This is a genomic window from Streptomyces sp. NRRL WC-3618 (assembly GCF_001280005.1).
In the GTDB taxonomy this organism is placed as follows: domain Bacteria; phylum Actinomycetota; class Actinomycetes; order Streptomycetales; family Streptomycetaceae; genus Streptomyces.
The window spans coordinates 16,225-41,854 of record NZ_LGDW01000466.1; the positions used below are offsets into that span (position 1 = coordinate 16,225).

Annotated in this window: 22 protein-coding genes and 2 pseudogenes; 12 read left to right on the plus strand and 12 right to left on the minus strand. The window is 70.4% G+C overall.

Annotated elements, in window-relative coordinates; genetic code table 11:
• Positions 1-224: 224 nt before the first annotated feature.
• Both ADL01_RS34060 and nadC read right to left on the minus strand, forming a co-directional pair.
• Positions 225-1,079: a PhzF family phenazine biosynthesis protein gene (locus ADL01_RS34060; protein WP_053745911.1), complete on the minus strand. Its 855-nt coding sequence runs from the start codon at positions 1,077-1,079 to the stop codon at positions 225-227.
• Positions 1,067-1,960 (minus strand): carboxylating nicotinate-nucleotide diphosphorylase, encoded by an 894-nt coding sequence (gene nadC, locus ADL01_RS34065; protein WP_053745912.1) that lies wholly within the window; start codon positions 1,958-1,960, stop codon positions 1,067-1,069. The genes ADL01_RS34060 and nadC overlap by 13 nt, the downstream gene beginning before the upstream one ends.
• Positions 1,961-2,194: 234 nt before the next feature.
• Between nadC and ADL01_RS34070 the strand changes: the two genes are divergently transcribed.
• Together ADL01_RS34070 and ADL01_RS34075 are read left to right on the plus strand one after the other, a co-directional pair.
• Complete coding sequence (locus ADL01_RS34070) at positions 2,195-2,563, plus strand: winged helix-turn-helix transcriptional regulator (protein ID WP_053745913.1); 369 nt, start codon at positions 2,195-2,197, stop codon at positions 2,561-2,563.
• Positions 2,564-3,208: 645 nt separating this feature from the next.
• Positions 3,209-3,502, plus strand: a complete 294-nt coding sequence (locus tag ADL01_RS34075; protein ID WP_053745914.1) for a DUF1330 domain-containing protein — start codon at positions 3,209-3,211, stop codon at positions 3,500-3,502.
• Positions 3,503-3,685: 183 nt separating this feature from the next.
• On the opposite strand, the gene ADL01_RS34080 is transcribed toward ADL01_RS34075, so the two are convergent.
• Positions 3,686-5,713: a HelD family protein gene (locus ADL01_RS34080; RefSeq protein ID WP_053745915.1), complete on the minus strand. Its 2,028-nt coding sequence runs from the start codon at positions 5,711-5,713 to the stop codon at positions 3,686-3,688.
• A 315-nt stretch (positions 5,714-6,028) separates the two neighbouring features.
• Positions 6,029-7,320, minus strand: a pseudogene (locus tag ADL01_RS43005) (ATP-dependent helicase); the annotation flags it as partial.
• Positions 7,321-7,406: 86 nt separating this feature from the next.
• On the opposite strand from ADL01_RS43005, the pseudogene ADL01_RS34095 reads away from it, so the two are divergent.
• A pseudogene (locus ADL01_RS34095) lies at positions 7,407-7,619 on the plus strand (acyl-CoA desaturase); the annotation flags it as partial.
• Between the two features lie 105 nt (positions 7,620-7,724).
• The gene (locus tag ADL01_RS34100; RefSeq protein WP_053745919.1) at positions 7,725-7,907 is read left to right on the plus strand and encodes a hypothetical protein; all 183 of its coding nucleotides are present in this window, start codon (positions 7,725-7,727) and stop codon (positions 7,905-7,907) included.
• 122 nt (positions 7,908-8,029) lie between these two features.
• On the opposite strand, the gene ADL01_RS34105 is transcribed toward ADL01_RS34100, so the two are convergent.
• Together ADL01_RS34105 and ADL01_RS34110 are read right to left on the minus strand one after the other, a co-directional pair.
• Positions 8,030-8,956: a hypothetical protein gene (locus tag ADL01_RS34105; protein ID WP_053745920.1), complete on the minus strand. Its 927-nt coding sequence runs from the start codon at positions 8,954-8,956 to the stop codon at positions 8,030-8,032.
• Positions 8,957-9,092: 136 nt separating this feature from the next.
• Positions 9,093-9,395: a hypothetical protein gene (locus ADL01_RS34110; protein WP_053745921.1), complete on the minus strand. Its 303-nt coding sequence runs from the start codon at positions 9,393-9,395 to the stop codon at positions 9,093-9,095.
• 444 nt (positions 9,396-9,839) lie between these two features.
• On the opposite strand from ADL01_RS34110, the gene ADL01_RS34115 reads away from it, so the two are divergent.
• The 7 genes from ADL01_RS34115 (at position 9,840) to ADL01_RS34145 (ending at position 16,655) form a co-directional block, all read left to right on the plus strand.
• The gene (locus ADL01_RS34115) at positions 9,840-10,697 is read left to right on the plus strand and encodes an MHYT domain-containing protein (protein WP_078960918.1); all 858 of its coding nucleotides are present in this window, start codon (positions 9,840-9,842) and stop codon (positions 10,695-10,697) included.
• A complete protein-coding gene (locus tag ADL01_RS34120) occupies positions 10,681-13,203 on the plus strand; it encodes a nitrate- and nitrite sensing domain-containing protein (protein ID WP_053745922.1) in 2,523 nt (840 codons plus the stop codon). Before ADL01_RS34115 ends, ADL01_RS34120 begins: the two co-directional genes overlap by 17 nt.
• Entirely contained in the window at positions 13,200-13,637 is a 438-nt protein-coding gene (locus ADL01_RS34125; protein ID WP_053745923.1) for a roadblock/LC7 domain-containing protein, read from the plus strand. The genes ADL01_RS34120 and ADL01_RS34125 overlap by 4 nt, the downstream gene beginning before the upstream one ends.
• A 22-nt stretch (positions 13,638-13,659) precedes the next feature.
• Positions 13,660-14,073, plus strand: a complete 414-nt coding sequence (locus tag ADL01_RS34130; RefSeq protein WP_053745924.1) for a DUF742 domain-containing protein — start codon at positions 13,660-13,662, stop codon at positions 14,071-14,073.
• 177 nt (positions 14,074-14,250) lie between these two features.
• Positions 14,251-14,859, plus strand: a complete 609-nt coding sequence (locus ADL01_RS34135) for a GTP-binding protein (protein ID WP_053745925.1) — start codon at positions 14,251-14,253, stop codon at positions 14,857-14,859.
• Positions 14,860-15,082: 223 nt separating this feature from the next.
• Positions 15,083-15,496 (plus strand): roadblock/LC7 domain-containing protein, encoded by a 414-nt coding sequence (locus tag ADL01_RS34140; protein WP_053745933.1) that lies wholly within the window; start codon positions 15,083-15,085, stop codon positions 15,494-15,496.
• Positions 15,497-15,623: 127 nt separating this feature from the next.
• On the plus strand, positions 15,624-16,655 hold the full coding sequence (locus tag ADL01_RS34145) for a DUF6397 family protein (protein ID WP_053745926.1): 1,032 nt from the start codon (positions 15,624-15,626) through the stop codon (positions 16,653-16,655).
• Between the two features lie 15 nt (positions 16,656-16,670).
• Here ADL01_RS34145 and ADL01_RS34150 read toward each other — a convergent pair whose 3' ends face one another.
• Together ADL01_RS34150 and ADL01_RS34155 are read right to left on the minus strand one after the other, a co-directional pair.
• Positions 16,671-17,540: an acyl-CoA thioesterase gene (locus ADL01_RS34150; protein WP_053745927.1), complete on the minus strand. Its 870-nt coding sequence runs from the start codon at positions 17,538-17,540 to the stop codon at positions 16,671-16,673.
• Between the two features lie 19 nt (positions 17,541-17,559).
• Positions 17,560-20,073, minus strand: a complete 2,514-nt coding sequence (locus tag ADL01_RS34155; protein WP_053745928.1) for a DEAD/DEAH box helicase — start codon at positions 20,071-20,073, stop codon at positions 17,560-17,562.
• Positions 20,074-20,218: 145 nt separating this feature from the next.
• On the opposite strand from ADL01_RS34155, the gene ADL01_RS34160 reads away from it, so the two are divergent.
• Complete coding sequence (locus ADL01_RS34160) at positions 20,219-21,013, plus strand: metal-dependent hydrolase (protein WP_053745929.1); 795 nt, start codon at positions 20,219-20,221, stop codon at positions 21,011-21,013.
• A 23-nt stretch (positions 21,014-21,036) separates the two neighbouring features.
• Here the strand turns inward: ADL01_RS34160 and ADL01_RS34165 are convergent, their stop codons facing one another.
• The 4 genes from ADL01_RS34165 to ADL01_RS34180 all read right to left on the minus strand — a co-directional run bounded on the left by ADL01_RS34165 (position 21,037) and on the right by ADL01_RS34180 (position 25,583).
• Complete coding sequence (locus ADL01_RS34165) at positions 21,037-21,294, minus strand: type B 50S ribosomal protein L31 (RefSeq protein WP_053745930.1); 258 nt, start codon at positions 21,292-21,294, stop codon at positions 21,037-21,039.
• Positions 21,295-21,360: 66 nt separating this feature from the next.
• Positions 21,361-21,831 (minus strand): DUF5709 domain-containing protein, encoded by a 471-nt coding sequence (locus tag ADL01_RS34170; RefSeq protein WP_053745934.1) that lies wholly within the window; start codon positions 21,829-21,831, stop codon positions 21,361-21,363.
• A gap of 141 nt (positions 21,832-21,972) precedes the next feature.
• Complete coding sequence (locus ADL01_RS34175) at positions 21,973-23,754, minus strand: ABC transporter ATP-binding protein (protein WP_053745931.1); 1,782 nt, start codon at positions 23,752-23,754, stop codon at positions 21,973-21,975.
• The gene (locus ADL01_RS34180; RefSeq protein WP_053745935.1) at positions 23,751-25,583 is read right to left on the minus strand and encodes an ABC transporter transmembrane domain-containing protein; all 1,833 of its coding nucleotides are present in this window, start codon (positions 25,581-25,583) and stop codon (positions 23,751-23,753) included. Before ADL01_RS34180 ends, ADL01_RS34175 begins: the two co-directional genes overlap by 4 nt.
• Positions 25,584-25,630 lie beyond the last annotated feature (47 nt).

The window sequence follows — 25,630 nt, forward strand, 5'->3', positions numbered from 1 at the left end:
CGGATCGTCGACGGCCACAACCACGCCCTGTACCGCCACCTGCGGAGCAGCCCGAACCTGGTCGCGCTGCCGCCCCAGAACACCGTCGGCGCCGAGGGGGAATGGCCTGGCGTCCGGTCCCGCCCGACGTACCTCACGAACGCTTCGTCCTGGCCGCACCGGCCGACAGCCCGTGGGCGGCGCTGCTCGGCACGCGGCCTGACCGGCCCTGCGTGCCACAGGCCTCAGCGCACGACCGTTCGCGCGATCGTCGCTTGGCCGCCGACCCGGATTCGGTGCTCCACGCCGTCGTGGTGAACGGTTGCTGTGATGGTCGACGGGCAGCCGAGGTGGTCGCCCATGTCGACCATGAGGCGGTCCGTGCCGGATCCGGCCGCGTGCGCGGCCAGGCAGGCCGTGCTGTTGGCGTTGGCGATGTCCTCGGGAACTCCGATCGACGGTGCGAACATCCGGGCCGCCGCCCGGCCGTGCCGGTCCGGGAGCGAGTAGGCGTAGCAGCCCAGCAGGCCGTGGCGGTCGCAGGCTGCACGCAGCAGGGCGAAGTCCGGGGTGAGTTCGGCCAGCACGGCGCGGGACCGGACGGGCAACAGAAGCCTCTGCCGCCCGTTCGACGCCACGCAGGCGTCCCCGGCGACTGCGTCCTTGGGCAGTCCGAGGCCGTGCGCGATCGCCTCCAGTTCGGGCCCTCGGGCGTCACTCAGGCTGACCGGGCCTGGATCGAACGATGCTGTCAGGCTGTCACCGTTTAGGGTCGCCCGGCCGTCGAAGCTGCGGTGGGTCGTCCGCAGGACGACGCGGTAGTCGTCGCCGCCTTCGCGTTCGGCGAGCAGCGCGAGGGCGGCGACGGTGCCGTGGCCGCAGGCGGGCAGTTCGCCTGCGGCGGTGAAGAACCGGAGGGCGTACGACGGATGGGCGCGCTCGGTTCCGGTCGCGCGGAGGAAGACGGCGTGCGACGTTCCCAACTCCGTGGGAACACGGCATCGTTCCTCGTCGGTCAGCGACGTGTCGTCCAGAACGGCAGTCGGGCTGCCACCCCCGCGCTGTCGCTGACACGCGTCGACGATCGCTACATCGGGCATGGCACCGGGCCGGTGGTCAGCAGCATCGTCAGGTCGAGCGCGGGCGCGCTGTGTGTCAACGCTCCGACCGAGATGAGGTCGACGCCCGTTTCGGCGATGGCGCGGGCACTGTCCAGGCGGACGGTGCCCGAGGCCTCCAGCAGGATCCCGGGAGCGTCGGCCCGTCCGGCCCGGATCTTCACCACCTGCTCGATGGCGGCCAACGGCATGTTGTCGAGCATGATCCAGCGGGCCCCGGCATCGAGCGCCTCAGTAGCTTCTGCCACGGTCTGCACTTCGACATCGACCTCCACCGTCTTCCCAGTACGCGCCATTCCGCGGCGGACCGCCTCGATCGCTGCGGTCACCCCGCCCGCCGCGGCGATGTGGTTCTCCTTGAGCAGGACCATCGCCGCGAGGTTGAGCCGGTGGTTGCGGCCACCGCCGACGGTCACCGCGTACTTGTCGAGGGCACGCAGGCCCGGTGCCGTCTTGCGGGTGTCCAGAACGCGGGTCCTGGTCGTGGCCACGGCCTGGACGTAGCGATCGGTCAGTGTCGCGATGCCGCACAGGCGCTGCAGGAAGTTCAGCGCCGTGCGTTCGCCGGTGATCAGGCTGCGCGCCGGACCGGACAGGCGCAACAGGACGTCGCCGTCGGTCATCCGGGCGCCGTCGGCGACGCTCACCTCGATCTCGACCTCGGGATCGACCTGCGCGAAGACCTCGACGACCACGGGGAGGCCGGCGGCAATGCCGCTCTGCCGGGTGCGGACTTCGGCCGTGGCCGCCAGGCCTTCGGGAACACTCCACGCGGTGGTGATGTCGTTCCCCGAGGCGTCCTCGGCCAGGGCGGCGGCGACGGCGGTTCGTGCCGCAGCCGAGGGAAACTGTGTCGGGGTCATCTGGTCTCCATCTCCGAGTGGGCGACGGTGATCGTGGGATTCCGCAGCGCACGGTGCGGGGGCGACACGGGTGGGTGGTTGCCACGACGGCCCCCTTCGTTTCGTTTTCCGAAGCGATCGCCGATGATAGCGTTTCGAAATCCGAAGCATCAACCCTTGGAGGCTGGACTCCACGCCATGACAACCCCAAAACCCGGCAAGCCAGTTCGTGGTTCGACTACCGGTCGCCCCCTCATGGCCGCACTCGACCTGTTCGGGCGGCGGTGGAGCCTGCGCATCCTTTGGGAGCTGCGTGGGGGCCCCGTTGGGTTCCGCCCCCTGCAGAAGCAGTGTGACGACATGTCCTCCAGCGTGATGCGGCAGCGCCTGACCGAACTGCTGGATGCCCACGTGGTTCACCAACTACCCGACAGTCGGTACGAGCTCACTCCGCTGGGGCGAGATGCCTGCCTCGCACTCGGCCCCCTCGTCCAGTGGTCGGAGCGCTGGGCGGTGATGGTCGACCCGCAACCGGCGCACCGCGACAGCGAGCCGCCCGCCGGTGGTGCCTCGCGCCCCGACGCCGTGGGCGACGGGACGCCCGAGGCGGGTTCTGCCGGCTGACGCCCGTGCGGCCTGGGTTGACGGCGCGTTCGGATGGCATGCGTTCACAACGGCGCTGCAACTCCCGGAAACCTGCCTGGGCTTGGCTCGGTATCCACAGGATGCGCAGCGTCCGGCGCTGCTCGAGCAGATCGAGTGCCGCCATGACCAAGCGCCCCCTGAAGTGAACCCTCGTGCCGGTGAATCCCGGCCGAGGGGTTCTGGCTTCCATGCCTCCTACTCCTTGCGCTTCGAGTTTCGAAGCGTCATAGTGATTCGGAAACCGAAGCGTGAGGTGCCCATGCCGCGCATCGAACCGCTCACCCCGCCGTATCCCGCGCCCATCGGCACAACTCTCACAACCCGCTGGGGACTCCCTGGGTGTCGTCTACGAATACGCCCAGTCCTGGAGTTCCTCGTGCTGGCCGGCTGGTACCGAACCATCAGCTACGTGGCCAACGGGCTCCTCCTGGAGGAAGAGCCCTGGGGTGCCCCGTTCCCGACGCGGTGAGCTCTTTTCGACATCGTCTTATCTCAACAGCGCACCACAATCAGCCAGTCCCTTGCGAACCGCCCTCTGAAATGCCCGGTGATCCGTCGCCGGGGCCGATCAATCTGAGTGTCGACTCGAAGCCTGGCGCGCTTGTCCGAGCACAGGAGGTTTCCATGGCCAAGGGCTACTGGGTCAGCGTCTACCGCACCATTTCCGACCCCGAGAAGCTGGCTGTCTACAACAAGCTGGCCCGTGCGGCCGTCCAGGCCGGGGGCGGCCGGGTGCTCGTCCGTGGTGGTCGGGTCGTCGCCTACGACGCCGGAATCGCCGGACGCACCGTCCTGATCGAGTTCGACACCTTTGAACAGGCGGTCGCGGCACGCGAGAGCGAGGCATACCAGGAGGCGCTGGTCACCCTTTCCGACGCCGTCGAGCGCGACTTCCGCATCGTCGAAGGCATCGACTGACTGGCGCACTGACGTTCAGGCCGGCCTGGCGGCCCCGCTGGCCTCGTCGGCAGAACTCACGCTCGCCCGAAGCGAACCGAGAATCGGTACTCATACGAAAGATCGGTCCAGCGAGCCAGTGCGCACATTGGCGGCGCTTTGGGGCACTTGTGCGCCCGCGGCGACCGCGCGGGCGCCGCGCCATCATGCGGGCTGGGTGGTGATGGTGCACAGGCGCTTGGTGGCCCGGGTCAGGGCCACGTACAGGTCCCTCTCCCCGCCGGGGCGGGCCGTGATGATCTCCTCGGGGTTCAGGACGACGACCCCGTCGAACTCGAGGCCACGTGCCTCGGACGCGGGCACGATGCGTGCGTGGTCGGCGATGCCGTGAGCCGTCAACTGGCTCACCCGGGTGTCCGCGCAGATCACTCCCAGGAGTTCGTCCGGCTGCGCGGTGCTCTGGGCGCGCAGTTCCTCCACGACGGCGGTGACCAACCCGTCCCCATGTGTGGTCACGGTGCGCGGGCTCTCACCGCGGCGCAGTGACCGTGCGGGCCGCTGGTCCGGAGCGATCCGCGCGAGCAGGTCCCGGACGCTCTCCAGGATCTCCTGCGTGGTGCGGTAACTGACCGTCAGGTCGTGCTGTCTGAACCGCGTCCCGACATGCGGGCTCAGGGCTTCCTTCCAGTCGCGTGCCGTCGTGGCCGGGCCCGACTGGGCGAAGTCACCCACCAGCGTCATCGCCCTCGCCGGGCAGCGGCGGACGATCATCCGCCACTGCATAGCGGTCAGTTCCTGCGCCTCGTCGACGACGACGTGCCCGTACGTCCGCTCGGGCGGGCCGTCGACCAGGCTCGCCGCCTCGTCCAGCAACGGCACGTCCGCATCGGTCCACGGGGCGTCCGGGGCACGCAGGAGAAGGGACCGCTCCTGCGGGGTCAGGGTCGGCAGTCGCTCGGCCAGGACGTCGGCATCCGTCAGCAGCGCCTTCACGAGGTCGCCGGGTGCCAGCCTCGGCCACAGCGCCTCGACCGCCCGGTCGACACCGGTGTCGTCGAGGAGGTCGGCCCCGATGACGCCAAGGTCCAGCTCGTGGACCGGACCCGGGTCGGCGGCGCCCTCGGCACGGCGCTGGGCGACCCCCGTGAACCGGTCGAAGTTCAGGCCCGTCATTTGCTCGGCATCGGCGTCGATCTGCTCCAGGAGGTCGCCCATGTCCCGTTGCATCGCGTCGGTGACGGCGTCTACCAGGAGTTCCTTGAACGCCTGGCGAGCGGGGTTGTGGCCGGATGCGGCCGCCAGGGCGCCGGCGCGTGCAGTGGCGACCTCCTTCTCGGGCAGGTGGACCAGTTCCTGCCCGACCCGGACGGTGAAGTCACCGGCGGGGGCCTGGTGGTCTCGCAGCAGGCCGGCCAGGGCGTCGGCGAGGCCCAGGCCGCCCTTGAGGCGCGCCGTGTCGAACGGGTCCACCGCGTCCGGGGACACTCCGGCCAGTTCCTGACAGGTCGCCAGATCGACGTCGTTCTCCCCGAGCGAGGGAAGGACCTGGGAGATGTAGTCGAGGAAACGGGCGTTGGGGCCCACCACGAGGACGCCTTCCTCCGCGGCGCGCGGGAACGCGTACAGGACGTAGGCCGCCCGGTGCAGGGCGACCACCGTCTTGCCGGTGCCGGGCCCGCCCTGCACCACGGTCACCCCGCGGTGGGCGGAGCGGACGATCTCGTCCTGCTCGGCCTGCAGCGTCGCGACGGCCGTGTGCATCCTGCCCGTACGCCGTGCCGACAGAGCCTCGGCCAACGGGCCGTCCCCCACGACGTCTTCGTCGGTCGGCGCGGTCCCGTCGAGCAGTTCGTCGCTCACCGAGACGACAGTGCGCTCCTCGAGGCGCAGGTGCCGGCGCCGCCGCAGATCCATCGGGTGGACGGGTGTCGCCTCGTAGAAGGGCCGCGCCGCGTTCGCGCGCCAGTCCACGAGCAGCGGCAGTTCGTCCTCCTCCGTGTGCAGTCCGATCCGCCCGATACGCAGGGCGGTGCCGTCCGTCCAATCGATGCGCCCGAAGACCAGCCCCTTCTCGGCGCCTTCCAGCCGGCAGATCTCCTTGGTCAGACGTTCGGCGGCGATCTCTCTCTCGTACGCCTCGCCGGCGCCGTCCGCAGGGGACTTCAGCACACTCGCCCGGTTCGCTCGCGCTTCGGAAAGCCGCTCGGTGAGCAGCTCATACAATGAGGACACGTAACCTTGCTCCGATTCAACCGCACGCACGGCAGAATCATTTATGTGTGACAACAAGGGACTCCTTCGATTCGAGCCGCACCATACGGCCAAAATTCCCTAAAGGTGAGTCTTGACTTACTTGTTGCGCCTATGTCCTTACGGCTGACCGCACTTCGTGTCATGCATTCCGTCGTTTCCCTTGAATGCCGGTGATGCTTTCCCGTCCACTGGAAAGGCAGTGAATCCACGGAAAAGGTTCGTAGTCGCGCCACGCGCCGGGACGGGGCTGGTCTGCATTCCAAATGCGCACACCGGCGGGCGCCGTGATCCGGACAGCGTGATCGTCTTGCCGAGGCCCATGTCGTCGGCCAGGCGGCAGTCGAGGCCCAGTGACGTCATCCGGGCGAGCCGGTTCAGGCCCCGCTGCTGGTAGCCACGCGGTGTGGCGGCCAGAGCCGCCGGCTGACCGCCCGGGTCCTGAGCCTCCGGGTTCGAGATATGGCCCCGCAGGCCCGCCAGCCGTCCGGTGGGTCGCACCTGGACCCGACGCCCGTCGACCTCCGTGGAGCCCGTCAGGGCGGCGCTGGGGGCGTCGCCCGCTGCGACCTTGCGGTCCTGCGGCGGCGTGGGCACGGCGGACCTCCTGAGGGTCGACGAGGACCCGCAGCCGCATCACGGGCCGGTTCGCCTCCTCGCGCGTGAGCTGCTGGTCGCCCAGCGCGAACGACCAGTTGAAGGCGAGCCGCGCGGCGCAGCGCGAGGAGGGCGTCCATCCGCGCGCGGGCCGAAGGCGCTGCTGGGAGCGCCGGTCACGGCCCACACGTCGGCCGCGTCCGCGACCAGCCCGGGCTCGCTCACGCTGGGAACCTGAAGTACGGCCCGGCGCCCCAGGGCTGCCTCATCCGGTCCGGCCGTCGCCAGCCCCTGCGCCTCGACACGTAGCGAGATCCGTACGCCCGCGTCGTGACCGGCGGCGATCTCCGCGGTCCACGCGCGCCGCCCCGGCATGTGGTGCGGTTCCCGCACCGCGTAGGCGGCCCACCTACGGCGAGAGAGGCGGCGGGGGAGCTGGGCGGTGCGTCGGCGACCGCGTCCAGGAAGGCGCGCAGCAGCCGCTCCGGGTCGGGCAGCCTCGGTGGCTGCGTACTCTCCAGCCTCTCCAACGGCACGGCATGGGCGTCCGGAGGCATCGCGGCGGCGAGTTCGCGCACCCTCTCCGCGTCCGACGCGCTCAGCGGACGGGCCCACCAGGCGCCGTGATTCGCTGCGGAGAGACCGGGCAACCGCAGCCCGCGCGCGACCAGTTGCAGGCCGAGAACGGCGGCCGTACCCCGGAACGCCCTCGCCCGATAGGCCTGCGCGGCAGCACGCGCCCCCGTGAGGACCGGCAAGGCCGCACGCACCGGGAGCAGAGCAGCGGGCACCCGGATCCGCTCGACACCACCGGCGCCTGCCGACACCACGGTCAGCTCGTCGACGGTTCCGGCGGCGACGGTGGGCGGGGCGTCGCCCAGCCGCCAGAATGCGACCCGGCCGGTACGGGCCGAATCACCGGGCACGAACACGGCACAGCAGTGGGCAAGTTCGGAGATCTCAGACGGTGTTGCCGCGGGAGTCCTCTGCACAGCGATGGCATTCCTCAAGTTTGACTACTGGGGTCGAGTCGCCGAGAGTACAGCACTGCGGCCGCTGCACGACGCTGCTGCTGACCCTGACCGACTGGCTCCTCCGCGGCCTCATCTACCCGATCGAGCACCACCTCTTCTCGGGCATGCCCCGCCCTCATCTGTGGCTCGCCCAGCCGACGGGGCGCGCCTACTGCCGCGAGATGGGTATTGCCTATACGGAGATGGGACTTGTCGACTCGTACCGGCAGGCCCTGCGGCACATGTGCGAGATGGGAGAGCCTCTCAGGGGCGAGTAGGGGTCACATCTCAGGGATGTCTCAGGGGCGTGGTCCGGAACCGTGCGAGGCGTGGGCCCGTTTTCAGAGCAGAGAGCGGCATTGGCCGCAGAGGAGGCGACAGTCATGTCGAGGAACGCGAAGATCGCCGCAGGGGGCGTGGCAGCCGGGCTCATCCTGTTGTTCTGGTTGCCCTGGTGGGCCGCGCTGCTGATAGTGCTGGGAGTTCCGGCGGCCGCCTATTTTACCCTGGACCCCGCTCAGCGGCGCAGGCTGCGCCGCGTCACACGTAAGGAGCTCGGCCGCTGAGGGGCCGTCGTCAGGCGTCGTGGGCGCCTCACTCCGGCTGACGCCACGCGGCTCGGAGAACGATCAGCGTGGCCGATGCCGCCCGGAAACAGAGGATCCCGGGCGGCGTCGGGCGGCGGGGCTCAGCTCGGGCGTACCGCCATCTTGTCGAGCGCTTCGAGGAGACCCGGCAGCTCCGGGCCCCGGCCCACCGGCAGTACCTCTCCGGGCTCCTCGTCGAGCAGGACGAAGGCGATGTCGTCGGTCCTGGCCACCATCGACCAGCCGGGACCGTCGGCACGCAGGGTCCGTGCGTCGCCCGGGGCGAAGGAGGAACGGACGCGGCCGAGGGGCGGAGGCGTCTCCACGTACGCGCGTGCTTCCGCGAGGACGCGCCGGATGGCGGCCCGGGGCCGGTTCACCGGGGCCTCGGCCTGACCCCGAGCGTCCACTGCCGGGACCGTGTCGTCCTCGGCCGGGTCTGCGGTGTCCGCAGAGCGACCGGCGTCTGCCCTGGCCCCGTCCGGCTCGCTCTCGTGCGCCGCTGACGTGCCGCCGGGAGGGCTGAAGTCCTCGTCGCTGAGTTGCTCCCGCCAGACCACCCACTGGCGGGCGATCTCGTCGGCGCCCAGACGCCGCTGAGCAGGGCCCCAGGAGGTGGTGTCCGGCGGAACGAGCGGCGGCCGGTCCGCGAGTTCGGGGGCCGGGTCGTGCGGGGCGGGGACATCGGGAGCCGCGACGGCTACAGCGAGCGGCCAGCCGGGCAGCGCCGCGACGACCGTGTGCTCCTCGGGCGACAGCTCGTATTCCATTCCGCAGTCCCACGACGCGATGGCGACCGCGACCAGGGAGACGTCGTCGATGGCCACGGTCCACCGCGCGCCGTCGCCGTCCTGGCCGAGAACCAGCCCATACCCGTCGGCGAGAGGCGCGAGGCCGAGCGCCGCACACGCCTCGGGATAGTCGTCGCCCAGCACGCTCGGAAACTGCGCGGGCGTCAGCAGCATCGCAGTGAGCACATACAGCGCGTCGTCCGCAGTGGCGACGGCCCCCTCGTCCGTCTCTGCCATCCCAGCCTCCCCATCGGTTCGTCTATCGGCGCGCACCCTAATCCGAGCGGAAGGCCGTTGTCACGACTCCCACCCCACCCGGAGCTGCTGCTTTCACGCCGGACAGGGAGGAATCGACCGGATGTACCCGCTTCGCTCAGGCTGCCGGCAGACCGAGGAGCTCCCGGGCCACCGTCCGCGGCGACTCGTCGCGTTCCCTGGCCAGCGCGATGACAGCACGGCACGCCAGCTCGTTCACCCCGAACGACAGCGCCTCCGGCGACACCCAGGCCACGGCCTCGTCCATCCGATCCTGGTCGTCCTCCGCTGCCGCCGACACATACACGGCGGCGGCCTCGAAGAGGTTGTGCGTGCGCTTGTCCCGTCCCACGCCCGCGCTCTCTTCGGAGCGCAAGGAACGGAGAAAACCGGTGAACGATTTATGGATACCGCCGAACATGCGGACCACCCTTCCCCCTGTGTGCTTGCCACGCTTGATCGTTCATCTGCTGCTGTCCAACGTAGAGTTCGAGTTCCGAGGGCAGAAGAGGGCACGTGCGGTGAGTCGTTCCGCACGCCGGTGCCCCCCCAGGTCACGGCCGTCGGAAGGCCAGTACGCGCGCGAGTTCCCGCAGGTCCTTGGCGGCGCCGGCGAAGTAACAGGTGCCCGTCGATGCCCCGTCCGGCTCGTACCGCGGCCTCTGGCACGGCCGGGGTGAGAAATCCCGGACGTGTGTGTGGCCGTCGCTCATGTTCCGCACGATCCCGCACGCACGAGAAGTACCCCACTGCGCACACGTTCGAACTGGACGCGATCGTTCAGTCGCCACTCCCTGCCATATTTCAATACCTTTCGAAACGCGCCCCCAATGTGCCTCCGTGCCCCCACTAGCGTCCCGTGGTCATGGGACACCTGGACCACGCCGCCTTCGGCTGGCTGACCCCCGTACTGTCATACGTGATGGCCTGCATAGGCGCCGCCCTCGGGCTGCGCTGCACCGTCCGTGCGCTCGGCGCGACCGGGCGCACGCGCCGCAACTGGCTTGTCACCGCGGCCTCCGCGCTCGGCACCGGCATCTGGACCATGCACTTCGTGGCCATGCTCGGGTTCAGCGTCGGCGGCACCGACATCCGCTACGACGTACCGCTGACCATCCTCAGCCTCCTCATCGCCATGGCCGTCATCTCCACCGGAGTCTTCGCCGTCGGCTACGGGCGCGACCGCGCTCGCGCGCTCTTCGTCGGCGGACTCACCACCGGGCTGGGCGTGGCGAGCATGCACTACCTCGGCATGGCCGCGGTACGGCTGCACGGTGACGTGACCTACGACCCCGTGCTCGTCGCGCTCTCCGTGGTGATCGCCGTCGTCGCGGCCACCGCGGCCCTGTGGGCGGCGCTGAACATCAAGTCGCCGATCGCGGTGACGGTCGCCTCACTCGTGATGGGGGCGGCCGTCAGCAGCATGCACTACACGGCGATGTTCGCGGTGCGCGTGGACGTCACGCCCTCCGGCGACGTGCTGCCCGGGGCCACGGCGATGCAGTTCATCTTCCCCCTCGCCGTCGGCCTCGGGTCCTATCTCTTCCTGACCTCGGCGTTCGTCGCGCTGTCGCCGACGGCCGGTGAACGCGAGGCATCCGCGTCCGCACAGCGACCGGCCGAGAGCGTCGCTGCCCGTCAGGGGCACGCGCCGGTCCTGCCAGGCCCGAGTGACACGCCCCGAACCCAACACGAGCGAGGAGGCCATGCGTACACCCCGTAGAACCCCCACAGCCGCCCCCGGGACGGCACCCCCGCCCCCGGTGCGCGGACGGCGCGCGCATGCCGGCGCGCCGGCCGACGAGGGCTCCGAAGAGCCCCTCGGAGCCCTGTCCGACGAGATACCCACGCGCGCGGGACGCTGGCACATGCGGCCGGGAACCGTCCGCGCCAAGATCGTCTGTCTCCTGATGGTGCCGGTGGTCTCGCTGCTCGCGCTGTGGGCGTACGCCACCGTCACCACAGCCCAGGATGTCGCCCGGCTGCGGCAGCTGCAGCGCGTCGACGCGCAGGTGCGTGCCCCGGTCGCCGCCGCCGTCGCCGCGCTCCAGGCCGAACGGGCGGCCGCCGTACGCCACGCCACTGATCCGGCCGCGGTCCCGGACGCGGACCTCAGGACGCTGGGCGAGCGAACCGCCCGGACCGTGGAGAAGCTGCGCCTCGGCGACCACAACACCGTCGCCGACGGCGAGGAACTGCCCGCAGGAGTGGCGGACCGCCTGGAGACCTTCGTCTCCGGTGTCGAGGAACTGCGCACACTGCGGACCTCGGTCCTCGAACGCCGTACCGGATGGTCCGAGACGTACGAGCGGTACACCAGGACCATCTCGGCGGCCTTCGCCGTGGGCGGCGCGCTCACCGGCATCCAGGACGCCGAAGTCGGCTCCGACGCGCGCGTGCTGCTCGAATTCTCCCGCGCCGGAGAGGCTTTGGCCCAGGAGGACGCCGTACTCGCCGGGGCGCGGCTCGCCGGGCGCCTCGACGGCCAGCGGCTGCGACGGTTCACCGGAGCCGTCGACACCCGCCGTAACCTCCTCGAAGCCACCGCCTCGGACCTGCGCGGCCCGGAACGAGCTTCCTGGCACGACCTCGCGGCGGACAGCGCGTACACCACTCTCGAAGCCGTCGAGGACAAGGTGCTCGGCACCCGCCCGGGCGTCAGGGCGATCACTGCGGCGCCCGACGCCACCTGGAACAAGGCGCACGCGCGCGTGCAGGACGGTATGCGGGCCATCGAGGCGGACGCGGGCCACGACGTCGCGGACCGGGCAGACCCCTTCACCCGGGGTCTGCTCACCCCGGCCGGCGCGGCGGTGCTGTTCGGCCTCGCCGCCGTCGCCGCGTCCCTGGTGATCTCCGTACGCATCGGCCGCGGCCTCGTCGTCGAGCTGGTGAGCCTGCGCAACAGCGCCCTGGAGATCGCCCGCCACAAACTCCCGCAGGCCATGCTGAAGCTGCGCGCGGGAGAGGAGATCGACATCCGGGCCGAGGCGCCCCCCGGACCGCCCGCCGAGGACGAGACCGAACAGGTCGCGGAGGCCCTCGGCACCGTGCACCGCGCCGCCCTGCGCGCCGCCGTGGAGCGCGCGGAACTGGCCAGCGGCATCTCCGGGGTGTTCGTCAACCTCGCGCGCCGCAGCCAAGCCCTCGTCCACCGCCAGCTGACCCTCCTCGACAGCATGGAGCGCAGGTCCGACGACCCGAACGAACTCAGCGACCTGTTCCGGCTCGACCACCTCACCACCCGAATGCGGCGCCACGCGGAGAGCCTGATCATCCTCTCGGGAGCGGCACCCGGCCGGGCCTGGCGCCTGCCGGTCTCGCTGACGAACGTGGTCCGCGCCGCCGTCTCCGAAGTCGAGGACTACGCGCGCGTGGAGGTACGCCAGCTCCCCGAGGCGTCGGTCGCGGGCACCGCCGTCGCCGACCTCACGCATCTCCTGGCGGAGCTCGTCGAGAACGCCACCCAGTTCTCACCCCCACACACCCGGGTGCGCGTCACCGGTGAACCGGTCGGCAACGGCTACGCCGTGGAGGTCGAGGACCGCGGACTCGGGATGGGCAAGGAGACCCTCGCCGAGGCGAACCGCCGCATCGAACAGTCCGAGGCGCTCGACCTGTTCGACAGCGACCGGCTCGGCCTCTTCGTGGTCAGCAGGCTGGCCGCCCGGCACGGCATCAAGGTGCATCTGCGGACCTCGCCCTACGGCGGCACCACCGCGGTCGTCCTGCTGCCCACGGCGCTGCTGCACGGCGGCGCGGCGGAGCGTTCTCCCCGCGCCGCGGCGGACCGGGAGCAAGCCGTCGAGCGCGAGCACGCGCGTGTGCCCGCTGCCGCCGCTCCGCTCCAGGAACCGGTCCAGGCATCGGCGGACCGCCCAGCACTGGTGGCCTCCGCGCAGGCCGCCTCCGAAACCCCGCCGCCAGGGGTCACCGCCCTGCGGCTGCACCGTCCGCCCGAGGGCGCCGGAGACGAGGAGGAGTCCGACGACCTCCCACGACGGGTCCGACAGGCGCATCTCGCACCCCAACTGCGCGAACAGCGCCCCGCCGAGCCGACCCGCACGCCTGGCTCCCGGAGCGAGGACAAACGCACCCCCGAGGCCGTACGGGACCGCATGGCCGCCTACCACGCCGGCTGGGTACGTGGTGGCGGCAGATCACCTGGTCGTGGAGCCGGACCAGGCGCCGAAACCGGCAGAGACAGCAGCGAAGGAGACCGCTCATGATCAAGGACCCGAGTACGAGGGCGGAGCGGCGGTCCGGCGAACTCGACTGGCTGCTGGACGACCTGGTACTGCGCGTCAGCGCGGTGCGGCACGCCGTGGTGCTGTCCAACGACGGACTCGCGGTGGGTGCCTCCACCGATCTCCGGCGCGAGGACGCGGAACACCTCGCCGCGGTCGCCTCCGGCTTCCACAGCCTGGCCAAGGGTGCCGGACGGCACTTCGGCGCCGGTGGCGTGCGCCAGACCATGGTGGAGATGGACGACGGCTTCCTGTTCGTCGCCGCCGCGGGCGACGGCTCCTGTCTCGCCGTGCTCACCGCTGTGACCGCAGACATGGGTCTCGTGGCATACGAGATGGCACGGCTGGTGAAACGCGTGGGCGAGCATCTCCACACGGCGCCGCGAGCAGCGGCGCGCCCGCCCGCCGCCGGATGAGGCGAGAGGGCGCTGCGCGCAGATGACCGAGGACACGACAGGCACCCTGCGGGATCCGGGCAGCCAGTGGTACGACAACGAGGCCGGGCCACTCGTCCGCCCCTACGCCATGACGGGCGGACGCACCAGATCGGGCCCCACAGGGGTGCGCTTCGACCTGATCGCGCTCGTCACGCTCGACAAGGGCACGCCCGCCATGGACGACGACACCGCGCTCGGACCCGAGCACCGGGCCCTCATCGACCTCTGCCGTACGGAGACGCAGTCCGTCGCCGAACTCTCCGCGGACGCGGACCTCCCCGTAGGGGTGGTGAGGGTGTTGCTCGGCGACCTCCTGGAGCTGGGCCGCGTCACCGTCAGCCGTCCGGTACCTCCCGCTCAGCTGCCCGACGAGCGCATTCTGCGCGAGGTGATCGAAGGACTGAGGGCGCTGTGATGAGACTGGCGGAACCATACGGACCACGCCGAGTTGTGCCCTCTTGCGGACACCGAACGGGCGCAAGCCGCTCGCATCGGGCTAATAGCGGTCCAATCCCCCGGACGGGGAACAGTAGTTGCCAAGATGCTGCCTACGGAATTCGACCGTTGCCGGCACTCCCGAGAGAAGTGATCGATGGTCTCCGAGCACTCCGACGCCACGGACGACGACGACATGTCGGCCCTGGCGTTGAAGATACTGGTCGCCGGCGGATTCGGCGTGGGCAAGACCACCCTGGTGGGTGCGGTCAGTGAGATCAGGCCGCTGCGCACCGAGGAACTGCTGAGCGAGGCAGGTCAGTTGGTGGACGACACCGATGGCGTGGACCAGAAGGTCACGACAACCGTCGCCATGGACTTCGGCCGCATCACCATCCGCTCGGGCCTCTCCCTGTACCTCTTCGGCACGCCGGGCCAGGATCGTTTCTGGTTCCTGTGGGACGAACTGTCGCAGGGCGCCCTCGGCGCCGTGGTCCTCGCGGACACCCGGCGACTGGAGGACTGCTTCCCTGCGGTGGACTACTTCGAGCACCGGCACATCCCGTTCGTGGTCGCCGTCAACTGCTTTGCCGGCGCCCGGGCCTACGGAACCCAGGACGTGTCGCGTGCCCTCGATCTCGACCCCGGCACGCCGGTGGTGCTCTGCGACGCTCGCGACCGCGCCTCGGGCAAGGAGGTGTTGATCCGGCTGGTCGAGTACGCCGGGCGGATGCACACCGCCCGGTTGCTCGACTCGGTGAGCTGATGCGAGGAGCATGCGGCTGAGCCGCGCCACTGCGGGCTCCCGGCGGCTCGGACGGTCGACGGTTCGGCGGTGCGGGTGCCCCGCGAGAGACACGCCTGGCATTCCTCATCAGTCATCTTTTGTGTCATGAACCCATCCTGCTTGCTCCGGAGGCAGCGGTGGGGAAGGGTGGCTGACCGGATCCTTCGGCTTGGAGGACCTGCCGCACGGGGAGATCACAAACATGGCTCAGAACCAAGGACTTGGCTGGCTGCTCGACGATCTGACCGAGCGTGTCGAACACATACGACATGCCTTGGTCCTGTCGAACGACGGGCTGGTGACAGGCGCGAGCACAGGCCTTCGACGTGAGGACGCCGAGCATCTCGCCGCCGTGTCCTCGGGCCTGCACAGCCTGGCGAAAGGCTCGGGACGCCACTTCGGCGCAGGCCAGGTACGTCAGACAATGATCGAGTTCGACGACGCGGTGCTGTTCGTCACGGCGGCCGGTACCGGTAGCTGTCTCTGTGTACTCGGCGCCGCGGAGGCCGACATCGGCCAGATCGCCTACGAAATGACACTGCTCGTCAACCGCGTCGGCGAACACCTCGACGTGGATGCCAGGCAACCCGAAAACATTCCGGCATCAGACGCCTGACCTGCGGATACGGCGCCCCGGTGAGAGTTATCCACAGGTCGGAACGCCCGGGCGCCGAAGCGGCTACGGTTTTTCCCGAGGCCCCCGCACACGGCGCGGGCCATCCACTCCACGGGGGAGACCGACCATGTCCGCCACCGGCATCACACAACCTGCCCAGACTGCCGCCGCACCGGCCACCGGCACACTCCGCACTCCCACGGCACCCTTCGCGCCGAGCCGCGCCGCCCGCGAACTGGGGCTGAAACGGAGCGAGTTCGATCTGGCGGTCCATCTCGGGTGTGTCCGGACAGTCCCGGACGAAGGAGGCGGCGGCCGACGCGTCGGCCGCGACGAGATCGAACGGCTGCGCCACGACCGACGGTTCCCCGAAACGCTGCGCGAACGCGTCCGAGTGGTGGGCACCGCGGACGGCGCGAAGCTCCTGGATGTGGCTCCCACCCGGTTCACCCGCCTCGCGCGGCTGGGCCTGGTGACACCCGTGAATTTTTACCTCAACCGCTACCGGGCCGTGGTCTGGCTGTATCTCGCCGACGAACTACGGCGGTTCGCGGCAGGCAGGGAAACCGCCCCGCTGCTGTCCGGCCGTACGCCCCAGAGGCTGCGAGACCAACTCGAAACAGGACTTGACCTGAGGCCCCGCAACTGGCGGGCACGGCAACTGGGATTCCTGCTCCGACCGGCCGCCGATCCGTGGACGCGAGCCGCGGTCGTGGCATCCTTCCTCGACCCCGCCCAGGTCGCGGAAATCGTCAACGACCCCTACGAGCGCGCTTACTTGAACCGCTTCCGGCCGGACCAGCCGGTCCACGGCGTGCCGGGCTCACCCGCCGCGCTACTGGCCGAACGCATCACGACGGCGGACGACCCGGACGAGATCGCCTGGCTCCGCGCAGACCTGACCGCGACCCTGGCCGAGGCCCGCGACCACCGGCCCGCACCACGCCCGAGGCTGGAACAGGCACCGCCCCCCTACGAAGAACTCAAGGAGAAGGTTGCCCAGTCGGTGCCCCCGCAGCAGGACAGCCGACCCCGGCCCAGGACGTCCGGGCAACCTGACCGATCCGAGGCACCCGAGCGAACCCGCGGCCTGCTGAGCCGCCTGCGAGGCAGAAACCCACGACCCGCGCGAGACCGCAGGCGCGCCGCGCGAGTGTGAACCTGCCGGGACTCCTCAGCCCAGCTTCCGGAACAGTCCCTCCTGGACGACGGAGACGAGCAGCCTGCCCTCGACGTCGTAGATCCGGCCGCGGGCCAGCCCGCGCCCTCCCGTGGCGATGGGGGACTCCTGGTCGTACAGGAACCACTCGTCCGCGCGGAACGGCCGGTGGAACCACATCGCGTGGTCCAGCGAGGCCATGTCGAAGCTCCGCGGGCCGAACAGGGGCTCCACCGGAAGTCGGACGGCGTCCAGCAGCGTCATGTCGCTGGCGTACGTCAGCGCGCACGTGTGGACGAGCGGATCGTCCCCCAGCGGGCCGACCGTGCGCATCCACACCGCGCTGCGCGGCTCCAACTGCTGGACCTCCTCGGCGGTCCAGCGCATTCGATCCACATAGCGGATGTCGAAGGGCTGACGGCGCGCCATACGCTCGAACTGCTCGGGCAGCGCGCCGAGATGCTCCTTGATCTCCTGGGTGACGTTCGGCAGGGACTCCGGATCGGGGACCTTCCGGGCCGGCGGCAGCTGATGTTCGAAGCTGCCTTCCTCGGGCTTGTGAAAGGAGGCAGTGAGATTGAAGATCGTGCGACCCTGCTGCACCGCCGTGACCCGTCGGGTCGTGAACGACCTGCCGTCACGGACCCGTTCGACCTGGTACACGATCGGCACGCCAGGCCGGCCCGGGCGCAGGAAATACGCGTGCAGCGAGTGCACCGGACGCTCGCCGTCCGTGGTGCGCCCGGCGGCGACCAGCGCCTGGCCGGCCACCTGGCCGCCGAAGACCCGCTGGAGGGACTCGTCGGGGCTTCGGCCACGGAAGATGTTGACCTCGATCTGCTCCAGGTTCAGTAGGTCGACGAGTCTCTCGGCTGCGTTCGTCATGGGTGCGATTCTCCTGTGCTCACAGCTGGCCGACGTTGGTGACCTTGACGACGGCACGGCCCTCCGCGTCGGAGGCCACGAGGTCGACCTCCGCGCTGATGCCCCAGTCGTGGTCGCCGTTCGGGTCGGCGAAGGTCTGCCGGACGCGCCACAGCCTGTTCTGCGGCTCCTCCTCGATCATCAGCAACCGGGGGCCACGGGCGTCGGGGCCGGTGCCGAGGTCCTCGTACTCGTCCCAGTACTTGTCCATCGCCTCGCCCCACGCGTCGGCGTCCCAGCCGGCCTCCGCGTCCAGTTCGCCCAGCTCGTGCACCTGGTCGAGCGCGGCCAGCTCGACGCGGCGGAACATGGCGTTGCGGACGAGGACCCGGAAGGCGCGCGCGTTGGCCGTGACCGGCTTGACCTGGTCGGCCTTCTCCTGGGCCTCCTCGGCGGTCATCACCTCCGGGTTCGCGAGCTGTTCCCACTCGTCCAGGAGGCTGGAGTCGACCTGACGCACCATCTCGCCCAGCCAGGCGATCAGATCCTGCAGATCCTCGGACTTGAGGTCGTCGGGGACGGTGTGGTCGAGGGCCTTGAAGGCCCCGGCGAGATAGCGCAGCACGATGCCCTCGGTGCGGGCCAGATCGTAGTGGGAGACCAACTCGGTGAAGGACATAGCGCGTTCGTACATGTCCCGGATGACGGACTTGGGGGAGAGAGGATGGTCGCCGACCCACGGGTGGCTCTTGCGGTACGTGTTGTAGGCGTGGGAAAGCAGTTCTTCCAACGGCTTCGGGTACGAGACGTCCTGAAGGCGCTCCATGCGCTCCTCGTACTCGACGCCGTCAGCCTTCATCAACGCGACGGCCTCACCGCGCGCCTTGTTCTGCTGGGCCGCGAGAATCTGGCGCGGATCGTCCAGCGTGGACTCGACGACCGACACCATGTCCAGCGCGTACGACGGCGACTCCGGGTCCAGAAGCTCGAACGAGGCCAGGGCGAAGGTCGACAGCGGTTGGTTCAGTGCGAAGTCCTGCTGGAGGTCCACGGTCAGGCGCACGATGCGCCCCGTCGGGTCGGGCTCGTCCAGCTTCTCGACGACACCGCCGTCCAGCAGCGAGCGGTAGATGGCGATCGCGCGCCGGATGTGCCGCAGTTGCTGCTTGCGCGGCTCGTGGTTGTCCTCCAGCAGGTGCCGCATCGCGTCGAAGGCGTTGCCGGGGCGGGCGATCACCGACAGCAGCATCGTGTGGGTCACCCGGAAGCGGGAGGTCAGCGGCTCCGGATCGGAAGTGATCAGCTTCTCGAAGGTGGTCTCCGTCCAGCCGACGAATCCCTCGGGTGCCTTCTTGCGGACCACCTTGCGGCGCTTCTTCGGGTCGTCGCCCGCCTTGGCGAGCGACTTCTCGTTCTCGATGACGTGCTCGGGCGCCTGAGCGACGACGAAGCCCGCCGTGTCGAAGCCCGCGCGGCCCGCCCGGCCGGCGATCTGGTGGAACTCACGCGCGCGCAGGGTCCGTACGCGATTGCCGTCGTACTTCGTCAGGGCCGTGAACAGCACCGTGCGGATGGGCACGTTGACGCCGACGCCGAGGGTGTCGGTGCCGCAGATGACCTTCAGCAGACCTGCCTGGGCCAGCTTCTCGACCAGGCGGCGGTACTTGGGGAGCATGCCGGCGTGGTGGACACCGATGCCGTGCCGGACGTAACGGGACAGGTTCTGACCGAACTTCGTGGTGAAACGGAAGTTGCCGATCAGGTCGGCGATCCTGTCCTTCTCCTCGCGCGTGCACATGTTGATGCTCATCAGCGCCTGCGCCCGCTCCACCGCCTGCGCCTGGGTGAAGTGAACGATGTAGACCGGCGCCTGCCGAGTTTCCAGCAGCTCCGTCAGGGTTTCGGTCATCGGCGTCAGCTTGTACTCGTACGACAGCGGGACCGGGCGGGTCGCCGAGCGGACCACCGAGGTGGGGCGGCCGGTGCGGCGGGTGAGGTCCTTCTCGAACATCGCGACGTCGCCCAGCGTCGCCGACATCAGGATGAACTGCGCCTGCGGCAGTTCCAGGATCGGGATCTGCCAGGCCCAGCCACGGTCACCCTCGGCGTAGAAATGGAACTCGTCCATCACGACCTGGTTGACATCCGCCTGCTTGCCGTCGCGCAGCGCGATGGATGCCAGCACCTCGGCCGTACAGCAGATGACGGGGGCATCGGAATTGACGGACGCGTCGCCGGTCAGCATGCCGACGTTCTCCGTGCCGAAGATCTTGCACAGCTCGAAGAACTTCTCGGAGACCAGCGCCTTGATCGGAGCCGTGTAGAAGGTGACCTCGTCGCGGGCCAGCGCGGCGAAGTGCGCACCCGCCGCGATCATGCTCTTTCCGGACCCGGTGGGCGTCGAAACGATCACGTTCGCCCCGGAGACCACCTCGATCAGCGCCTCCTCCTGGTGGGGGTAAAGCGTGATACCGCGCTCCTGGGACCACGCCTCGAAGGCTTCGTAGAGGGCGTCGGGGTCTGTGGTCTGCGGCAGCTGATCGATGAGGGTCACGCCCCCATCTTGCCTGTGATCGCAGGTGAAGGGGGAATCGGATGCCCGAGTGAAGATCACGGCCGCTACGCTGTGTCGCCGACGGAGCGTCAGCGCACCCGGTCAACTGGACAGCGGCGTACGAGGAATAGGGCGGGAAACGGCCATGATGGGACCAGCACACTCACTTTCGGGGGCCGCTGCCTGGCTCGGTGTCGGGGCCGCCGCGGCCGCGGCAGGCAAGCCGATGCCCTGGCCGGTCGTCCTGGTCGGTGCCCTGATCTGCGCCGGTGCCGCACTCGCCCCGGACCTCGACCACAAAGCGGCGACCATCTCGCGGGCCTTCGGACCGGTCTCGCGCGGTCTGTGCGAGATCGTCGACAAGCTTTCCTACGCGGTCTACAAGGCGACGAAGAAGCAGGGCGACCCGCGTCGCTCGGGTGGGCATCGGACGCTGACACACACCTGGCTGTGGGCGGTCCTGATCGGTGCGGGCGCCTCCGCCGTCGCGATCACCGGTGGCCGCTGGGGGGTACTGGCGCTCCTCTTCGTGCACATCGTGCTCGCCATCGAAGGCCTGCTGTGGCGGGCGACCCGTGGCTCCAGCGCCGACATCCTGGTCTGGCTGCTGGCCGCGACCAGTGCCTGGATCCTGGCCGGTGTGCTGGACAAGCCGGGCAACGGCTCGGACTGGCTGTTCACCGACCCGGGGCAGCAGTACCTGTGGCTCGGGCTGCCGATCCTGCTGGGCGCGCTGGTGCACGACATCGGGGACGCGCTGACGGTGTCCGGCTGCCCGGTCCTGTGGCCCATCCCGATCGGCCGCAAGCGCTGGTACCCGATCGGTCCGCCGAAGGCGCTGCGGTTCCGGGCGGGGAGCTGGGTCGAGCTGAAGGTGCTCATGCCGGCGTTCATGCTGCTCGGCGGCGTGGGCTGTGCGGCGGCGCTCAACCTCATCTGACGCCGACTGCTGAGACAGCCGTCTCAGCTCTGGCCCTCCGTGCCGCCGTAACGCCGTTCGAAGGCGGCGACGCGGCCCTCGGTGTCCACCGGCCGGGCCTTGCCGGTGTAGAACGGGTGGCTCTCCGAGGAGATCTCCACGTCCACGACCGGGTACGTCTCGCCGTCGTCCCACTCGATGGTCTGCTCGCTCGTGGCGGTGGACCGGGTCAGGAAGGCGTATCCGGCGGCCCGGTCCCGGAAGACGACCGGATGGTAGGCGGGCTGCTTGTCCTGCTGCATGCGTGTTCTCCTCGCTCGCGTCGTTCGGGCGGTCGGCCCCACCCGGGCCTTGCCGCGGCCGTACGGTCAGCCGGACAGGGCGTCCTCGTCGACGATGTGCATCGCGGCCTCCTCGGCCGAGGCAGCGGCGCCGTCGATGCCCACGTCGGTGGCGATCAGCCCGCTCTCCTCGTCCTCGTGCGCGCCCTCGTCAGGGGCCACCAGGCGACCGGAGCGGGCGGCGCCCACCTCGTTGTCCAGCGGCTCGCCGTCCGTGCCCGCGCAGTCGCCGATGCCATCGCCGTCCGATGCCGTGACGTCCGGCAGCTCCTCGGCGAGGCGTTGGTCCAGGGTCTCGCCCTGCCTGCGCTCCGCCGCCGTCACACCGGGGCGCTCCACCGCCCAGGGCCGGTCCGGTGGGGACCAGCCACGGTCGAGAGGGTCATCGACCCCGTCGGTGACCAGGGTGTCCTCGGCGTCCAGGAGGCCCGCGTCGTCCTGGACCTCGGATCCGTCGGGCTGGTAGACGTCGTCTCCCCATCCCTCGTCACTGTCCACGGGTACCTCCAGGTGGGTGCGGACCGCCCCCGGCGCCGCCCACACGAGCGGGCAGCCGCCTCCAGCGTTCCACCCGCCGACGGGACCGCGCAACGGGACGAAGCCGACCAGGCCCCGTCCCGTTGTCCGATCACCGGTGTGTCACCCGTGCCACGACCGCCACAGCGCCGCGTACGCCCCGTCCGCCGCGACCAGCTCGTCGTGGCTGCCGAGCTCGCTGATCCGGCCGTTCTCCACGACGGCGATGACGTCCGCGTCATGGGCCGTGTGCAGCCGGTGGGCGATGGCGACGACCGTACGGCCGTCCAGAACCCGGGCCAGGGACCGTTCCAGATGACGGGCCGCCCGCGGGTCCAGGAGCGAGGTCGCCTCGTCCAGGACCAGCGTGTGCGGGTCGGCCAGGACCAGCCGGGCCAGCGCGATCTGCTGGGCCTGTGCCGGGGTGAGCGCGAACCCGCCCGAGCCGACCTCGGTCTCCAGGCCCTCGTCCAGCGCGCGGGCCCAGCCCTCCGCGTCGACCGCGCCCAGCGCCGCCCACAGCTCGGCGTCCCCGGCGTCCGTACGGGCGAGCAGCAGGTTGTCGCGCAGGGATCCGACGAAGACGTGATGCTCCTGGTTGACCAGCGCGACGTGGGTACGGACCTCCTCGGCCGGCATCTTCGACAGCTCGGCGCCGCCCAGGGTGATCCGGCCGGTACGGGGCGCGTAGATCCCGGCGAGCAGTCTGCCCAGGGTGGACTTGCCCGCGCCGGACGGCCCCACCAGGGCCAGCCGGGTGCCCGGCGCGACCTCCAGGGACACCTTGCGCAGGACGTCCACGCCCTCCCGGTAGCCGAAGTGCACCCGGTCCGCGTGCACGTCCCGTCCCTCCGGCGCCAGCGACGGGTCACCGGCGTCCGGCTCGATGTCCCGGACCCCGACGAGTCTGGCCAGCGACACCTGGGCGACCTGGAGCTCGTCGTACCAGCGCAGGATGATGCCCACCGGGTCGACGAGCATCTGGGCGAGCAGCGCGCCCGTGGTCAGCTGGCCCACGTCGATCCAGCCCTGCAGCACGAAGACCCCGCCGACCATCAGCACCGAGCACAGCACGGTCACATGGGTGGCGTTGATGACCGGGAAGAGCACGCACCGCAGCCACAGCGTGTAGCGCTCCCAGGCCGTCCACTCCCTGACCCGCTGGTCCGACAGTTCGATCCGGCGTTCGCCCAGACGGTGGGCCTCGACGGTCCGCCCGGCGTCCACGGTCTCCGTGAGCACGGCGGCGACGGCGGCGTATCCGGCGGCCTCCGAGCGGTAGCCGGACGGTGCGCGCCGGAAGTACCAGCGGCAGCCGACCACCAGCAGCGGCACCGCGAGGAGTACCGCCGGGGCCAGCGGCGGTGCCGTGACGACGAGCCCTCCGAGCAGCAGCGCGGCCCACACCACGCCGATGGCGAGCTGCGGCACCGCCTCACGCATCGCGTTGGCGAGCCGGTCGATGTCGGTCGTGATGCGGGAGAGCAGATCCCCCGTGCCGGCCCGCTCCAGGACACCCGGTGGCAACCCGACCGCCCGGACGAGGAAGTCCTCACGCAGGTCGGCCAGCATCCGCTCGCCGAGCATCGCGCCGCGCAGCCGCACCTGGCGTACGAACATCGCCTGGACGACCAGCGCGGAGGCGAACAGGCAGACGGTGAGCTGGAGATGGAGCGCGCGGGTGTCGTCCGAGACCCGCTGGACGACGTCGCCCAACAGGTACGGGCCGACCATGGAGGCCACCACCGCGACCGTGTTGACGGTGACCAGGAGCAGGAACGCGCGCCGGTGCCTGCGAAACAGTTCGGCCACGTAGGCGCGTACGGTCGAGGAGGCGCCGACCGGCAGGGTGCTCGCCGTGGTCGGGGCCGCCGGGTCGTACGCCGGTGGCGCCACGCCGATCATGCCGTCTCTCCGATTTCCTTGAGTTCCTCGAGTTCTTCGAGTTCTTCCAGTTCTTGGAGTTCACCGAGGTCGTCCAGCTCGCGGCCGGTGGCCGCCTCGTCCTCGGTCTCCCGGGTCACCACGGCCCGGTACCGCGGTTCCTTGTGCACCAGTTCCCGGTGGACACCGACCGCGGCGACCTCGCCCTCGTGGACCAGCACGACCCGGTCCGCATGGTCCAGGAGCAGCGGTGAGGAGGTGAACACGACGGTCGTGCGGCCGGTGCGCAGCTCCCGTACCCCGTTCGCGATCCGGGCCTCGGTGTGCGAGTCGACGGCCGACGTCGGCTCGTCGAGCACCAGCACCTCGGGATCCGTGATCAGCGACCGCGCCAGCGCCAGTCGCTGGCGCTGCCCGCCCGACAGGGACCGTCCACGCTCGGTGATCCGCGCGTCCAACGGATCCTCGGCGCCGAGCGACCCCTGCACAAGTGCCGCCAGCACGTCCCCGCACTGGGCGGCGGCCAGCGCGTCGGCGGCGCTCACCGCGCCGGAGGAGGGCACGTCGAGCAGGTCGCGCAGCGAACCGGAGAGCAGCACGGGGTCCTTGTCCTGGACGAGGACGGCCGTGCGGGTGCTGGAGAGCGGCAGTTCGTCGAGCGGCACGCCACCGAGGAGCGCCGAGGTGCCCTTCTCGGAGGGATGGCCGCCCAGACGCTCGGCCAGCAGGCCCGCCGCGTCGGGATCGCCGCACACCACAGCGGTCAGACACCCGGCGGGTGCCAGCAGCCCGGTCGCGGGATCGTACAGATCGCCGGTCGGTACCACCGCCTCGCGTGTGCCCGTCGTGTCCGTGGCGCGCTCCAGGGACAGCACCCGCGCGGCCCGTTTGGCGGAGGGACGTGAGAAGGAGTACGCCATGGCGATCTCCTCGAAGTGGCGCAGCGGATACGCCATCAGCATGACCGCGCTGTACACGGTGACCAGCTCGCCGACGGTGATCCGGCCCCGCTCGGCCAGGTGCACACCGTGCCAGACGACCGTGATCATCAGTACCCCCGGCAGCAGCACCTGGACCGCCGAGATCAGTGCCCACATACGGGCGCTGCGCACGGCCGCGTGGCGCACTTCCTGCGAGGCCCGGCGGTAGCGGTCGAGAAAGAGTTCCTCGCCGCCGATGCCGCGCAGCACCCGCAGTCCCGCGACGGTGTCCGTGGCCAGTTCGGTCGCGCGGCCCGCCTTCTCGCGCTGGAAGTCGGCGCGCCGGGTGGCACGTGGCAGCAGGGGCAGTACGGCGAGGGCGAGGACCGGGACACCCACCGCGACGACGATGCCGAGGGCCGGCTGGTAGACGTACAGGCCGACGCAGACCAGGACGACGGTCAGGGCGGCGGCGGTGAACCGGGAGAGGGCCTCCACGAACCAGCCGATCTTCTCCACGTCGCCTGTGGAGACGGCGACGATCTCACCGGCCGCGACCCGTCGTGTCAGGGCCGAGCCCAGCCGGGCGGTCCTGCGGGCAAGCAGTTGCTGGACGCGGGCGGCGGCCGTGATCCAGTTGGTGACCGCGGCCCGGTGCAGCATGCTGTCGCCGAGCGCGATGGCAACGCCGCACAGCACCATCAGCCCGCCCGCGAGGGCCAGCCGCCCGCCTGAGCGGTCGACGACGGCCTGGACGGCGAACCCGACGCCGAACGGCAGCCCGGAGACGGCCACGAAGTGCAGCAGCCCCCAGGCGAGGGCGGAGAACTGCCCGCCGAGCTGGTTGCGGAAGAGCCACCACAGAAATCTGGGGCCCGAGCGCGCGTCCGGCTCACCGGGGTCGGGGTACGGAAGGTCTTGGATCTTCATGACGTCCCAGTGGCTCGCATCTCGCATGAGGGGGGAATGGGGGGTGG